This window comes from Bacillus sp. L75 (genome assembly GCF_003676355.1).
GTDB classification, from domain to species: Bacteria; Bacillota; Bacilli; order Bacillales; family Bacillaceae; genus Bacillus; species Bacillus velezensis.
This window is the reverse complement of the sequence record NZ_ML064903.1, coordinates 395,452-410,418: the sequence shown is the minus strand read 5'-3', so window position 1 is coordinate 410,418 and position 14,967 is coordinate 395,452. Positions and strand designations below refer to the sequence as shown.

Sequence of the window (14,967 nt, the reverse complement as noted above, 5' to 3'; positions counted from 1 at the left end):
TTATTGAAGAAGATACTTAGAAATAATCAGCCTTTGAATCTCATTGGTTCCTTCATAGATTTGCGTGACTTTCGCATCCCGAAATAAACGCTCCGCGGGATACTCTTTCATATAGCCGTAGCCGCCGTGAATCTGCACAGCCTCCACCGCCGCTTTCATCGCCGCATCGGACGCGAATTGCTTCGCCATAGATGCTTCTTTTCCGCACGGAAGCCCTCGCTGATACAGATCAGCAGCATGATAGACCAATAATTTGGCAGCTTCCGCATTCGTCGCCATGTCAGATAATTTAAATGAAACGGCCTGATTCGAAGCGATGGGTCTGCCGAACTGGCTGCGGGTTTTGGCGTACTCCACCGAGCAGCCGAGCGCCGCTTCGATAATCCCGAGCGCCTGAGCCGCTATGCCGATCCGTCCGACGTCAAGGTTTTTCATGGCGATTGAAAAGCCTTCACCCTCTTCGCCGAGCCGGTTTTCAACCGGAATTTCCGCTTGGTCAAACTGCAATTCGACAGTATTGGAACCTAACAGTCCGAGCTTTTTTTCTTTTTTTCCGACAGAAAAACCGGGTGTGTTTTTTTCAACGATAAACGCTGAAATTCCCTTTCTCCCTTTACCCGGATCGGTTATGGCGAATGTCAGATACAGATCTGCCGCTCCGCCGTTTGTAATAAAGATTTTTGAACCGTTCAGAATATATGAACCGCCTTTTCGCACGGCCGTTGTTTTCAGGCTGCCCGCATCAGATCCGGATTGAGGCTCAGTAAGCGCAAAAGCCCCAATATATTCGCCCGCTGCCAGCTTCGGAATATACGTTTGTTTTTGGGCTTCTGTCCCGAAATGCAAAATCGGGATTGTCCCTACCGATGTGTGGACGGATAAAATGACGCCGACGGCCGCGCTGACTTTTGATATTTCATGAATCGCTAAAATGTAAGATGTTGTATCAGCACCCGCCCCGCCGTAAGTTTCCGGGACGGGAATGCCCATCAATCCCGCTTCGCCCATTTTTTTAATCAGCCGCTCCGGAAATTCATCTGTTGATTCCATGAGCTCAACCACCGGCGCGATTTCCTTGCGGGCAAAATCACGCACCATTTTTCTCATCATGATGTGCTCTTCTGTAAAATGCATGGCTGCCGTCTCCCCTCATGATCTTTACGTCATCTGCCGTACTCATAAAAACCGCGCCCGCTTTTTTTGCCGAGCCAGCCGGCGCTGACATATTTTCTGAGCAGAGGGCATGGGCGGTATTTCGGATCTCCGAGCCCCGCATAGAGAACCTCCATAATGGAAAGGCACGTATCCAGCCCGATGAAGTCAGCTAATGTTAATGGACCCATCGGATGCCGCATGCCGAGCTTCATCACCGCATCAATGGCTTCCTTTGAAGCTGCTCCTTCGTAAAGGCAATAAACGGCTTCGTTAATCATCGGCATTAATATGCGATTAGATATAAAGCCCGGGAAGTCATTGACTTCGACAGGGGTTTTATTCATCCGGACGGCAAGCTTCTTTACTGTTTCCGCCGTTTCTTCCGATGTGGCGAGTCCTCTGATGACTTCGACAAGCTCCATGACAGGAACCGGATTCATAAAATGCATGCCGATTACTTTTTCAGGCCTTTTTGTGGCCGCGGCAAGCTCCGTAATGGGAAGAGAAGACGTATTGCTTGCCAATACGGCATGAGGGGGACAGATTTTATCTAGTGTGTCAAACAATTCCGCTTTTGCTTTTTTGTTTTCTGCAATGGCTTCAATTACAAAATCAGCATCTCCCGCTTCTGTGAGTTCTGCCGGGGAAATACGGCTGAAAACGGCATCTGTCTCCTGCCGTGACTTCCGTCCTTTTGCCTGCTCTTTCTCCAGGTTTGTCTTTATGCGGTGAAGACCTTTTGTTACCGTTTCCGGCTCCCAATCGTATAACATGACGGCAAACCCGGCTTCTGCAGCCGTCTGCGCGATGCCTGCTCCCATCTGACCGGCACCTGCGACCATGATTGTTTTCATTTTCATCCGGCGCTCCCTCCTTTGATCAGTACACCTCAAGCAGGACGGCATCTCCTTGAGCCGCTCCGCTGCATATAGCCGCTATGCCTAAACCTCCTCCGCGACGCTTTAATTCGTATATTAAACTCATGATGATTCTCGCTCCGCTTGCGCCGATCGGGTGGCCGAACGCGATTGCCCCTCCGTTTACATTCACTTTTTCCCGGCTGAACCCGGCTATTTTTTCACTCACGAGCACGACGGACGCAAATGCTTCATTTACTTCAAACAAATCAATATCGTCAACGGACAGTCCGGTTTTTGTCAAGAGCCGGCTGATGGCCTCTCCCGGCGCGCTTGCCAGCTCGCACGCTTCCAGTCCGACTGACGCAAAGCCAAGTATCGCTGCGAGCGGCCTGACATGCTGCTTCGCGGCTTTTTCCTCTGACATCAGCACAAATGCTCCGGCCCCGTCATTTACACCGGGAGCGTTTCCGGCTGTAACCGTTCCGTCGGCTGTAAAAATTGGCTTGAGCGCTGCAAGCTGCTCAAGGCTCGTATCAGGGCGCAGCCCCTCATCCGCTTCAACGGTATGCTGTTTGCCCTTTTTGCCGGTCCAGGTGACGGGGACAATTTCTTCACGCAATTTGCCCGCCTCGGCCGCCTCAGCCGCGCGTTTCTGGCTCAAAAGAGCGTAATGATCCTGTTCATCCCGGGAAATGCCGTACTTTTTGGCCGCAGTGCTTCCGTGGACAGCCATATGCACCTGGTCGAACGCACAGGTCAGCCCGTCATGAACCATTAAATCCTGAAACACCCCGTCCCCCATCCTCACACCCCAGCGGCCGGCCGGAATGGCGTACGGAATGTTGCTCATGCTTTCCATTCCGCCTGCAATCAGCACGTCCGCATCTTTCGCCCGGATCATTTGATCACAGATGGTAACGGCCCTGAGCCCTGATGCACAGACCTTATTAATGGTTTCAGCCGGAACGGACCACGGAAGCCCGGCATATCTTGCGGCCTGCCGTGCCGGAATCTGCCCGGCACCCGCCTGGACGACCATTCCCATCACCGCTCCTTCCGCTTCGCTTTCACTGATAGCGGCGCGCTTGATTGCTTCTTTTATGGCAATGCCGCCAAGCTCGGCTGCCTTTACCTCTTTTAATGCGCCGCCAAATTTTCCGAACGGCGTTCTTGCCGCACTGACGATAACCGTTTTTCCCACAATTTTGCCTCACTTTCAATAAGATAAAAGATAACGCTTACACAAAACGCCCTGTTACAATATATGAACCGGCTGACCGAGTTATGAGTGCACCGCCTTTTTCCCGCCCATAAAAAAAGAAGACTGTCTGAACAGTCTTCTCAGCTGCGGCATTCTTCTTTTATAGAAACAGCCAGCTTTGGATAATCGGTAAAAATTGCGTCTGCTCCCGCTTTCATCAGCTGCTTCATATCCTCAGGACGATTGACGGTGAACGGACGGAGCGCCGCTTGGTGTTTTGCAAGATGTTTGATCACTTCAGCGCTCACCGCCGGCGTACCGAGCTTCGGATGATAACCCGAAGCGGGAATGGCGGCAAGATACCGTTCAGGCCGGTACAGCACATCCATTGTCAGCACCGCCCGTTCAATTTCAGGCGCCAAGGCGTGGCAAACCGCAAGACTCTCATGATTAAATGAAGAAAAAATAACGCGCTTTTCGAGTCCGTAATATCTGACTTTTTTAATCACTTCTTCTTCCATTCCTTCGTAACGGAATACACTGTTTTTCAGCTCAATGTTTATCAGAAAATCACCACGTTCCGCAAAACGCAGCACATCTGACAAAAGCGGAATTCTGACACCTTTAAAAGCATCTTTCCATTTTCCGGCGGCATCGGCGGTTCTGATTTTGTCATACGCCGTATCTTTCACAAATCCTTTCAAAGACGTCGTGCGGTCGAGGGTTTCATCGTGAATGACCACGATCCGGCCGTCTTTTGTCATCTGTACATCAAGTTCGATTCCGTCAGCCCCGTCCTCAATCGCTTTTTTGAATGCGGGCATCGTATTTTCAGGGCAGTCGCCCGACGCCCCCCGGTGGGCAAAAATATTCGTCATATGTGTCACCTCAGGTGTTTGTCATCGGTTTTCTCTATTATAATCGTTATGCACATAAGGAGGGCGCTATTTACACATATTTTATAATTACTGTCCGCTGTAATAGGTTTCGATTCCCTTTACAACGGCGTCCGCGGCGTGCTCTTGTCCGTTATCGCTTTTCAGCTTGTCCGCATCTTGAGGATTTGTGATAAAACCTAATTCAGCCAGCACACTCGGCATCTTTGAATATGTAATGACATAAAAAGGAGCTTCTTTTACGCCTCTGTCCTTCATCCCTAAAGACGTGACAAGCTGCTGCTGGATGTCGGAAGCAAGCCTTTCGCTGTCTGCTCCTTCATATGTCGAATTAAAATACGTTTCCGTGCCCGATGCCGTTGAGACGGCTGAATTCGTATGGAGGCTGACGAATAAATCGGATTGGCTGGCGCTTGCTTTCGCCACCCGCTCGTCCAAACGTAAAAAAGTATCGTCAGTCCTTGAAGCAACAGGTTTTGCGCCTTCTGTCTCCAATTTGGCGATCACCTTGTTTGACACCGCTAAATTGATGTTTTTCTCAAGCAGTCCATTTCCGCCGGCCCCGCTGTCTTCTCCGCCATGTCCGGCATCGATATAAATGGTTTTTCCTTGCAAAGGTTCAGCTGCATAAGCAGACGGCGCAAGCAGAAGAAGAGCGGCACCGAAGGCAGCAGCGCTTTTTGTCAGTAAACCCACGTTTTTTCCTCCCCGTTTTCACATATCTGTTTCTTTTTTCAGTTCCTCAAGCCGTAATTGTCCGTTGCTCTCTTTTTTATAGGTGATTTGCACCGCCGTATGTTCAGGCAGAGACTGACATTCAAACCGCTTAGCGAAAGGCACCTTCACCTCTTGCCTTTCTCCGTCAATTTCGACCGCGATCGTATCGTTTCCGGCCGCTTTTATAAATGTTCCTTCCTGTGTAAATGACGGCGCCGCATCAGCCTCCACGGTATACTCGCAGCCTGATAACAGCCATGCGGTGAAGATCAGAAGTATGACAGACTTCACACAGATCACCTCACGTTTTCTCATTCGGCTTTATCTTTGAACAGAATGACCGATTTGTAAAGGGAGCCTCCATTCCTCCAGCGCTTTTCCATATTTGGAACGAAGGCTATCTGACCTGCTGTTTACCTGAACTTAGAAAGAAAACAAGCTAATCAGTCTATGAAAAAAGTTCTGTCTGAAGGCCGAATATGCAGAATTTAACGGAAACGGACGACTTTCTGTTCATTTTGAAAAAATATCAGATCGGCAAAAAAAGAGAGCCGCGTCATGCGCTCTCCCGAATAGAAACATTCATATTTATTTTGAGCTTTTCATAAAATGAACGGGACAACTTAAAAGAGCAGCGTATTGGCGGCAATGATGAGAATAATCACTCCGCTCAGCACCGTGCTGAACTGTCCGACATGAAAAGAACCGATGCGCAATGACGCGGCTTTTTTTCCAAGCGAGCAGCCGATCCATATGGTCAAAAAGCTTCCGACCGCCGCAGTGATGGAAATGGCAGCGGGAGAAAGCCCGATCAACCCCGCGCTTAATCCGTTGGTCAGCGCATTTGCGGATACGGCCACCCCGAGAACCATGGATTCCAATATACCGATTTCTCCCGAACCGTCGGCATCCGCTGCCTCCGGATTTTGCAGCAGACCGGCAAAACGGCCTTTTTTTCCTGACGCGCCAACACGCGCTGTTTTTCTCGGCACAGCCAGCAGAATGATGCGGATACCGATGACAGATAAAATAAACGCCGCCAGCAATACAGGAAGAAAGCCCGGTGAAACGGCTGAAATCCATTTGCCGAAATAAATTCCGATATAACTGAATACAAAACAGATAAAAGCGATCATCATATTTGACGCATGCGATATTTTGATTTTTCTGATGCCGTATGACATCCCCACTCCTAAATTATCAATGCTCGAGGACACTGCCAAACCTAAAATCAATAACCAAGCCATGTTCGTTTCTCTCCATTCTTTGATGTCTTTTCAACATGTTGTGCCGTTGAATCTACACTATCCTATTCAGCAGCACAGAAAAGGTACCTTTTCTGCAAAAATTATTGATTAATGATCATCATTCCGGCGGAAACGAGGTGACACCCTTGACAGAAAATAAAAATACGACACTGGGGCCCCTTTTAAAATCACTGCTTGATAAGCACTCGCTCTCCATGAGAAAACTCGGCGCCTTAACAAACATTGATACGGCCACCATCTCCCGGATTATAAACGGCAAGCAGAAGGCCAATTTAAAGCATCTTCAGGAATTTTCAAAACATCTCCGCACCCCGCTGGAGGAATTGCTTGAGGCGTCAGGCATAGACATCGGCCATGAAAAAGAAGCTGCGCCGCAAGACCCGATGCACGCGATTCAGGATATGCTGAATATGGCCGAGATGTTTGATCAGCCTTTTTCCCGGGAGCAAATTGAGCGCGAACTGACCAGATATGAACAATATGCCAAAACCCAGCAGGGCCATCGCCTGATTTGCGATGAGTTTCAAAAGAAAATGGACAATGAAGAAAGCGTCGGCCCTTTTATTGATCATTTGAAAAACATGCATCATCAGTATATGGATGAATCAACACCGGCTGAAGACCGCGCGATTCTCGGGAGCGCGCTGCTGTATTATATTTTAGCGACCGACGTCATTCCGGATTACATGTTTCCGATCGGCTACCTGGATGACGCCATCGCCGTTCAAATCGCTTTGAACCGGCTGAAAAAAAAGTAAAGGCGCTTAAAAAAGCGCCCTTTTTGTGTTGAAAAATATGAAACACCGCATTACGGTTTTGTCAAAACAGAGACAGCTGTCATATGATACATCAACCTAACAAAAAGGAGGGTGTCTTCTATGGACAGCAACACAGTTGTGGCAGTGTGCGCTCTGTTAAGTGTTGTGATTCAGATCGGAACGATATTCGCCGCAGGAAAGTGGAAAAAAGAATAAATAAAAACAAATTGACGGTTTTTTCGCACAAGCGTATGCTTATAAATAACCTTGTAAAAGATAAGAAAGAAGATATGTATATGAAAAAAATCATTCTCCTCTTCGCCGCCGCTGTCATATTCAGCTCGATCGGCCATCAAATTTCAGGAGGATATAAAGATCCTGAAAAGGAACGGAGAAAACCGTTTCATTCGTTTAGATGGTTCAGCCGGTCATAACTTCAGGAAGAAGAACAAGCAAAATAATTGCACACAATTAAAACATAAGCTAGAATACGGACGAGTTAAACTCCTAAGGAAGAAGGCGAAATGATGAAGCAAACTTATAAACCGCTGTTTGAACCTTTTACGTTCGAAAGCGGCGTCACCATACCAAACCGCATTTCAGTCGCACCGATGACACACTATTCATCAAATGATGACGGAACGATTTCCGACCGTGAATTAAGCTACATTACTCCCCGTTCAAAAGAAATGGGCATGGTTATTACGGCATGTGCAAACGTAACGCCGGACGGCAAAGCGTTTCCAGGCCAGCCCGGCATCTATGATGATTCTCACATTCCCGGCTTGAAAAAACTCGCTCAGGCGATCCAGTCTCAAGGAGCGAAAGCCGTTGTGCAGATTCACCACGGAGGATTGGAATGCCCTCCTGAACTCGTGCCAAACAACGACGTCGTCAGTCCGAGCGGCTCAGAAGAAGACGGGAGACAAACGTCCCGGGCTCTCACCGAACAAGAAATTGAGCACATCGTGAAAGCATTCGGCGAAGCGACACGCAGAGCGATTGAAGCCGGCTTTGACGGTGTTGAAATTCACGGGGCAAACGGGTACCTGATTCACCAATTTTATTCACCGAAAACAAACCGGCGCACAGACCGCTGGGGCGGAAGCCATGAAAAGCGCCTTGCGTTCCCGCTTGCAGTCGTTGACGCTGTCAAACAGGCAATTGATACACACGCTGAAAATCCATTCGTTCTCGGCTACCGCCTGTCACCGGAAGAGCCGGAAACACCGGGGCTTACAATGAAAGAAACATCCATGCTCGCTGACGCGCTTGCGGAAGAGAACTTGGATTATCTGCATATTTCACTGATGGATGTCAATTCCAAAGCCCGCCGCGGAGCGGATACTTCACGGACGCGGATGGATTTATTAAACGAACGCGTCGGCCATAAAGTGCCGCTGATGGCCGTCGGTTCCATCTATACCGCGGACGAAGCGCTTGCTGTATTAGAAAGCGGAATTCCGCTGGTGGCTCTGGGACGTGTCATTTTGATTAACCCCGAATGGGCGGTGCTGGTCAAAGAAGGCCGCGAACAGGAAATCGAAAAAGCCATTCAAGCATCTGAAATTGAGAAATACCGACTTCCTGAACCGTTATGGGAAATGATTCAGAATACAGGCGGCTGGGTGCCGTTTGAAAAGTAGACTAAAAAAACTGCCGGATGTCCGGCAGTTTTTTTGATTTACAAGTTTTTACCGCTTTGTTTACTCCTATTTCTAACACACAGCGTACATATAGTAAATAGATTAATAGAAAGGAGACCGTATATGATGGCTGGTTTTCCTATTACGATTAACAGTCTTTCCGGAAACGGGGTTGTCAATGTCGGCGGTGCGTTTTCGATAAGTCCTTTAACCGTATCAAAAACCGTCTACGGCTCAGGTGGGGGAAATACAGGGATGGTCCTGCAAATGAATCAATCCAGTACATCTCAATCTTCAAGCTCTCAATACTCTGATCAAAATGTAACGAAAACATTATGACATCCGTATTTCCCTCCCTTTCCGGCTGGCAGCAGCCGGATTCTTTTTGCCGTTTTGTTTAATCTTATTCCATATCACAGCGTACATATAGTTAGTAGACTGTGAGAGAAAGGAGAAAAAATAGAATGAGCGGTTGCCCGATTACGATAAACAACGTATCAGGAAACGGAGTTGTCAATGTTGGCGGCGCCATATCCATCAGTCCGCTGACTGCATCAAAAACCGTTTTCGGTGCAGGAGGGGGAAATATCGGCATTGTCATTCAAAACAATGCTGTAAGCCAGTCCAAAATGTTTGAACATCAATTTTCAGATCAGAATATTGTGAAGTCAATTTAAGGGCTGCCATGCAGCCCTTTCAGCATAAATAAAGCAGGCGTACTGATTTCCTGAAACCTTGATTTTTAAACATCAGCGATCACCTTCCCTTGTTTTGAATGATTTCAGTTCAAGGTGAATAGAATGCAGATTGAAAGCATGAGTACTGAAACTCATTAAGGAAAGAAGGAATCGTGATGAAAAAACTTTGCCGGGAAGTTTGGATTGAAGTTGACCTTGATGCGATAAAAAAGAACGTACGGGCGATCCGCCGCCATATTCCGAATACGTCTAAAATTATGGCCGTCGTAAAAGCGAACGCTTATGGCCACGGGTCTGTGGAAGTAGCGCGGCAGGCACTGGAAAGCGGGGCGAGCGAGCTCGCTGTCGCAAGTGTCGAAGAGGGAATTGTGTTACGGAGAGCGGGAATTACGGCACCTATTCTTGTGCTCGGCTTCACAGCTCTCAGCTGTGTGAAAAAATCTGCCGTTTGGAACATAACATTATCAGCGTTTCAAGTCAGCTGGATCAAAAAAGCGAATCGGATATTGGAAAAAGAAGCAGATTCGAAACGGCTGTCCATTCATATCAATGTGGATACGGGAATGGGCCGGCTGGGTGTGCGTACGGAAGAAGATCTTTTAGCAGTGGTGAAAGCGCTCAAGTCGAGTACATATCTGTCATGGGATGGCATCTTTACACATTTTTCAACAGCGGATGAACCGGACACTGAGCTGACGATGCTGCAGCACGAAAAGTTTATCAGCTTTCTCCGCTTTTTAAAAAATCAAGACATTACGCTGCCTACCGTGCATATGTGCAATACAGCCGCCGCTATCGCATTCCCGGAATTCAGCGCCGACATGATCCGTTTAGGCATTGGGTTATATGGTTTATATCCGTCCGCCTCGATAAAGGAACTGAACCTCGTGGATCTCACACCCGCACTAAGTTTAAAGGCGCGTATCGCTTATGTGAAAGCCATGGTGACAGAGCCCCGGACCGTCAGTTATGGTGCCACATATATCGCCGAACCGGGTGAAATCATCGCGACGATTCCAATCGGCTATGCTGACGGCTACTCCCGCGCCCTGTCCAACCGCGGGTTTATTCTTCACCGCGGCAGACGGGTGCCGGTGGCGGGGAGAGTGACAATGGATATGATTATGGTCAGTTTAGGTGAGAATGAGGGCAAACAAGGAGAAGAAGTCGTCATCTACGGCAAACAAAAAGGAGCCGAGATTTCCGTTGATGAAATTGCCGAAATGCTCGGTACGATCAGCTACGAAGTCTTATCTGTGTTAAGCCGCCGCGTCCCCCGCTTTTATTTCAGAGACGGCAAAATCATTAAAATATCAGCTCCGGTATTATACGTGTAGACGGCATAGATCCCGCATTTATGTATAGAACAAGTACCGGCGTGGGTGATTTCCATTGTTTTCGCCAGCAAAATTTCAAAACGCCTTCTCTTCCGCGTTCATGCACGGAAGAGAAGGCGCGAAAAAGACATCTAGCCAAAAGCTTGCGTTACGAAGCTTTATGCTCCAATCTCAGCTTGTCAGCAACCATCGCGATGAACTCTGAATTGGTTGGCTTTGCTTTTGTCATGCTTACCGTATATCCGAACAGTGAAGAAATGGAATCAATATTTCCCCTGCTCCATGCGACTTCAATGGCGTGGCGGATGGCCCGTTCTACACGGCTTGCGGTCGTGTTGAATTTTTTGGCGATGTCGGGATAAAGGACTTTTGTGATGCTGCCGAGGAGTTCAATATCGTTATACACCATGGAAATGGCTTCACGCAAATAAAGATAGCCTTTGATATGGGCAGGCACACCGATCTCATGGATAATGCTTGTAATGCTGGCATCGAGATTTTTCCGCTTCGGCTCAGGCTGGCTGCGGATAATGCTGCTTTGCGCAGACGGCGCACGGTGTGTGACACTGCTGACATTTCCGCTTACCTGGCGGATATGGCCGACAAGGTTTTCCATATCAAACGGCTTCAGGATGAAATAGGACGCGCCTAAATCGACGGCTTTTTTCGTAACGTCTTCCTGACCGAATGCCGTCAGCATGATGACGTTCGGCTGCTTCTCGAGCTCTGATTCCCGCAGACGCTCCAAAACCGCAAGTCCGTCCAGATGCGGCATGATAATGTCTAAAACGAGCACATCTGGATTCTTATCTTTAAACAAAGAAAGACATTCCTGTCCGTTATAAGCAACGCCGATCACTTCCATATCATCCTGTCCCTCTATATATTCACTCAACAGGCTTACAAGCTCTCGATTATCATCAGCAACACAAACTTTAATTTTCTCCACGTTTCTTCCTCCCCCAATGTATTAACAGGACGCAACCCATTTGACTGCTACATGTTACATTCGACAAAACCACTACTTCCCCTTTTAAAAAATCCATATTTACCAATAATAGTGGTATATCTTTGTTTTTCTAGCATTTTCTAGGTTTTTCGACTAAAAATTAAGTTTGACAAATCAGGAAACGTGAATTTGTCGAAAAATCTTCATGTCTTATTTTACATGAATCCAGGAAAGAAGTGAAGAACGCATCACATAAAAAAACTGCCGGATCATCCGGCAGTCAGCTTGCTTTGTCTTTCCCGTAAACATCAACACCCGCTTCAGACAGCATCCATTCGATATGAACGCCGTAGCCGCTTGTCGGATCATTGACAAATACGTGGGTTACGGCTCCGACGACCTTTCCGTTCTGGATGATCGGGCTTCCGCTCATCCCCTGAACGATTCCGCCGGTTCTTTTCAGCAGTTTCGGATCTGTCACTTTCAACACCATTCCCTTTGTCGCCGGGAATTTTTGCGGCGTGGTGCTGACGATTTCAATATCAAATTTCTCTACTTTATCGTTTTCGATAACCGTCAGCATTTGCGCAGGTCCTTTTTTTACTTCATTTGACAAAGCAATCGGAAGCGCTTTGTCGGAAATGTTGTTTTTAATCGGCTGATGCAGTGTCCCGAAGATGCCGAACGGGCTGTTGCGGTTAATATCGCCGATCGTTTTCCGTTCTGACGAAAACCTTGCCAGTTTTTCGCCGGGATTGCCGCCTTTTCCTTTTTCAATCGATGTTACAGTTGAACGGACGATTTCTCCGTCTTCTACAACAATCGGTTTTTTTGTATCCATATCAGAGATGACGTGGCCCAATGCGCCGTATTTTTTTGTTTTCGGTTCAAAAAATGTCATGGTGCCGATGCCGGCTGCCGAATCGCGGATATAAAGGCCGATTCGATATTTCCCCTCGGCTTCGTCCTTTGTCGGAATCAGCTTTGTTTTGATTTTTTGCTTATCGCGTTTCACCAATAAATCCAAAGATTCACCGGTTTTGCCCGCTTTTTGAATAAACGGGGCGATATCGCTCATTTTTTCAATTTTATGTCCGTTCATTTTAATAATGATGTCGCCAGATTCAATTCCCGCTTGTTCTCCCGGAGACTTTTTCCCATCCTTTGTCATCACTTGGTGAAAACCGACCACCAAAACACCGACTGAATGCAGTTTTACACCGATGGACTGTCCGCCCGGAATGACCTTCAATTCTGGAAGGACACGCACTTTCGTTTTTTTAATGGGAAATCCGGCAAGATCATATACTACTTCTGACCGGCCTTGTGTTTGCCCTGTTATGTTTGCATGGCCGTGCTCTTCTTTCAGCGTAAAGGCTTCTGATAATTCGCCCTTTTCAGCGCTTATTGATGCATTAACCGGAACGGCCTGTGTCTGGTTTTCAAAGACGCTCATTTCTGACGGTATCAGTAAATATTCTTTAAATGGCTTAAAAAAGCCTACACTTAGTAAAGAAACAAGGAGAATTACACCTATTGCTTTCCTCATGTTATCGTGCATTCATTCCTTCACTCTCCTCGCTCCTATCCCACACCACTTTCTTTTTCTGCTACATCTATACTTTTGCCTTCCTGCGCTTGATTTATAACCGGCATACGAAGAAAAACATTGGATACACTGTTAGAGAAATGGAACAAAAAAATAAGCTGCCTGTATCAGCAGCTTATCCTGTCGTTTTTACCTGTCCGGCCTGTTTTAAAAGCTCTTGTGCATGCCGTTTTGTCAGATCGGTCACTTCGACGCCCGCAATCATGCGGCCGATTTCCGCTACCTTGTCCTGTTTAGAAAGCGGCGTGACATGCGTTGTCGTCCGGCCGTCTTTGAATTCTTTTGCGATCAGAAGGTGCGTATCCGCCATAGCGGCAACCTGCGGCAGGTGTGTAATGCAGAGCACCTGTGAACCGGTCGATACTTTATGGATTTTTTCCGCGATGGCTTGGGCAACCCGCCCGCTTACACCGGTGTCCACTTCGTCAAAGATGATGGAGGTGACATCCTGCTGGGAAGAAAAAATACTCTTCATCGCCAGCATCACCCTTGAAAGCTCGCCTCCGGAAGCGACCTTTGACAGCGGTTTTAAAGGCTCACCGGTGTTTGTTGAAATTAAAAACTTCACAAGGTCAATCCCCTTTTGGGTAAGCTGCACGGGCTGCCCGTTAACAACCGGTGCTTCACTGGCTGACGGATCGGTTTTCACGAGAAATTCCGTATCAAACGTTGATTTGCCCATATACAGACTTTTTAATTCCTGATGAATCGCTTCCGCCAGTTTCTTAGCCCATGCTTTTCTGATTTTTGATAAATTGGCGGCTTCTACGGCCACATCTTTGCCGACCGACTCCAATTCCTTCTTCAGCGCTTCAAGGTGGCTGTCGCGGTTCTCGATTTGATCGATTTCCTCTTCTATTTTGGAGCCGTATTCCAAAATGTCTTCTACCGTCGCTCCGTATTTGCGCTTCAGCTGTTTGATCTCATTTAAACGGGTTTCAATAAAATTCAGCCGTTCCGGGTCATATTCCAGATCATCTAACAGATTGCGCATCTGAAAGGTTGCATCCTCCAGCAGATAATAGGAACTTGACACACTTTCAGACAGCTTTTGCAGCGGTTCATTGATATCCGAAATATCTTCAAGCTGGGCAGAGGCCATTCCGACCCAGTCAAGCCCCCCCTGCTCGCTGCGGAGCGCATTATAGGCGTTTTGCAATGATTCATAAATTTTTTCAAAGTTGGATATCTGCTTCCGCTCTTCCTGAAGAAGTTCGTCTTCATTCAATTCAAGCTTCGCCGACTCGATTTCTTCAAGCTGAAATTGAATCAGGTCTAATCGATGCGCCATTTCCTGCTCGCTTTCTGACAGCTTCTTCACTTTTTTGAGCAGCTTCATATAACGCTCATAGCCTTCATGGTAAGCCTGAAGCGCGGATTCGGCCTCAGCACCCGCAAATTTATCCAAAAGCTCCAAGTGTTTGTCGTCCTCCATTAACAGCTGGTTATCATGCTGTCCGTGAATATCTAATAAAAGTCTGCCGATTTCCCTTAAAGCCGCAATCGTCACTAATTTTCCGTTGACACGGCAGACGCTTTTTCCTCCGGCATTGATGTCCCTTCTCATGACAATCATGTCGTCAGATGCGTCTATTCCCTGCTCACGGCATACTTCAAAAACGGGATGACCGCTGTCCAAAAGAAACAGTCCTTCAAGCTCGGCCTTTGTTTCACCGTAACGGACAAATTCAGACGAGCCGCGGCCGCCGACTAATAGGGAAACGGCGTCTATAATAATTGACTTGCCGGCCCCTGTTTCTCCCGTCAGGACGGTGAGCCCCCGTTCAAACGAAATCGTCAGTTCCTCTATAATGGCAAAGTTTTTTATTGATAGTTCAGCTAACAAACAGCATTCCACCTTTTATCTGATAAT

Annotated in this window: 16 protein-coding genes; 6 read left to right on the top strand and 10 right to left on the bottom strand. The window is 47.5% G+C overall.

The genetic code is table 11. The annotated features are described in order from the left end of the window. The 7 genes from D5S11_RS08340 to ytaF form a co-directional block, all read right to left on the bottom strand. A complete protein-coding gene (locus tag D5S11_RS08340; protein ID WP_032866405.1) occupies positions 1–1,134 on the bottom strand; it encodes an acyl-CoA dehydrogenase in 1,134 nt (377 codons plus the stop codon). A 29-nt stretch (positions 1,135–1,163) separates the two neighbouring features. Further along, entirely contained in the window at positions 1,164–2,015 is an 852-nt protein-coding gene (locus D5S11_RS08335; RefSeq protein WP_020956070.1) for a 3-hydroxybutyryl-CoA dehydrogenase, read from the bottom strand. A gap of 19 nt (positions 2,016–2,034) precedes the next feature. Further along, positions 2,035–3,216, bottom strand: coding sequence for an acetyl-CoA C-acetyltransferase (locus tag D5S11_RS08330; protein ID WP_032866408.1), 1,182 nt, complete (start codon positions 3,214–3,216; stop codon positions 2,035–2,037). A 140-nt stretch (positions 3,217–3,356) separates the two neighbouring features. Further along, positions 3,357–4,094 carry a glycerophosphodiester phosphodiesterase gene (locus D5S11_RS08325; protein ID WP_007408370.1) on the bottom strand — a complete coding sequence of 246 codons (738 nt, stop codon included), beginning with the start codon at positions 4,092–4,094 and terminating at the stop codon, positions 3,357–3,359. Positions 4,095–4,181: 87 nt separating this feature from the next. Further along, a complete protein-coding gene (locus D5S11_RS08320) occupies positions 4,182–4,808 on the bottom strand; it encodes an N-acetylmuramoyl-L-alanine amidase family protein (RefSeq protein WP_007408369.1) in 627 nt (208 codons plus the stop codon). 18 nt (positions 4,809–4,826) lie between these two features. Continuing rightward, entirely contained in the window at positions 4,827–5,144 is a 318-nt protein-coding gene (locus tag D5S11_RS08315) for a hypothetical protein (protein WP_108724829.1), read from the bottom strand. 308 nt (positions 5,145–5,452) lie between these two features. Next, positions 5,453–6,076, bottom strand: a complete 624-nt coding sequence (gene ytaF / locus D5S11_RS08310) for a sporulation membrane protein YtaF (protein ID WP_108724828.1) — start codon at positions 6,074–6,076, stop codon at positions 5,453–5,455. Between the two features lie 146 nt (positions 6,077–6,222). On the opposite strand from ytaF, the gene D5S11_RS08305 reads away from it, so the two are divergent. The 6 genes from D5S11_RS08305 to alr all read left to right on the top strand — a co-directional run bounded on the left by D5S11_RS08305 (position 6,223) and on the right by alr (position 10,536). Then, entirely contained in the window at positions 6,223–6,855 is a 633-nt protein-coding gene (locus D5S11_RS08305) for a helix-turn-helix domain-containing protein (protein WP_007408365.1), read from the top strand. A gap of 296 nt (positions 6,856–7,151) precedes the next feature. Next, positions 7,152–7,289, top strand: coding sequence for a hypothetical protein (locus D5S11_RS19845; RefSeq protein WP_162839613.1), 138 nt, complete (start codon positions 7,152–7,154; stop codon positions 7,287–7,289). A 93-nt stretch (positions 7,290–7,382) separates the two neighbouring features. Further along, positions 7,383–8,501 (top strand): NADH-dependent flavin oxidoreductase, encoded by a 1,119-nt coding sequence (locus tag D5S11_RS08295; RefSeq protein WP_108725293.1) that lies wholly within the window; start codon positions 7,383–7,385, stop codon positions 8,499–8,501. Between the two features lie 126 nt (positions 8,502–8,627). After that, positions 8,628–8,840, top strand: a complete 213-nt coding sequence (locus D5S11_RS08290; RefSeq protein ID WP_007408362.1) for a spore germination protein — start codon at positions 8,628–8,630, stop codon at positions 8,838–8,840. 125 nt (positions 8,841–8,965) lie between these two features. Continuing rightward, positions 8,966–9,178, top strand: a complete 213-nt coding sequence (locus D5S11_RS08285; RefSeq protein WP_003153181.1) for a spore germination protein — start codon at positions 8,966–8,968, stop codon at positions 9,176–9,178. 176 nt (positions 9,179–9,354) lie between these two features. After that, positions 9,355–10,536, top strand: a complete 1,182-nt coding sequence (gene alr, locus D5S11_RS08280) for an alanine racemase (RefSeq protein WP_108724827.1) — start codon at positions 9,355–9,357, stop codon at positions 10,534–10,536. Between the two features lie 148 nt (positions 10,537–10,684). On the opposite strand, the gene spo0A is transcribed toward alr, so the two are convergent. The 3 genes from spo0A to recN all read right to left on the bottom strand — a co-directional run bounded on the left by spo0A (position 10,685) and on the right by recN (position 14,940). Next, a complete protein-coding gene (gene spo0A, locus D5S11_RS08270; protein ID WP_003153177.1) occupies positions 10,685–11,485 on the bottom strand; it encodes a sporulation transcription factor Spo0A in 801 nt (266 codons plus the stop codon). Between the two features lie 280 nt (positions 11,486–11,765). Further along, positions 11,766–13,046 carry a SpoIVB peptidase gene (gene spoIVB, locus D5S11_RS08265; RefSeq protein WP_007408360.1) on the bottom strand — a complete coding sequence of 427 codons (1,281 nt, stop codon included), beginning with the start codon at positions 13,044–13,046 and terminating at the stop codon, positions 11,766–11,768. A gap of 163 nt (positions 13,047–13,209) precedes the next feature. After that, positions 13,210–14,940, bottom strand: coding sequence for a DNA repair protein RecN (gene recN / locus D5S11_RS08260; RefSeq protein WP_053103983.1), 1,731 nt, complete (start codon positions 14,938–14,940; stop codon positions 13,210–13,212). Positions 14,941–14,967: the final 27 nt, after the last annotated feature.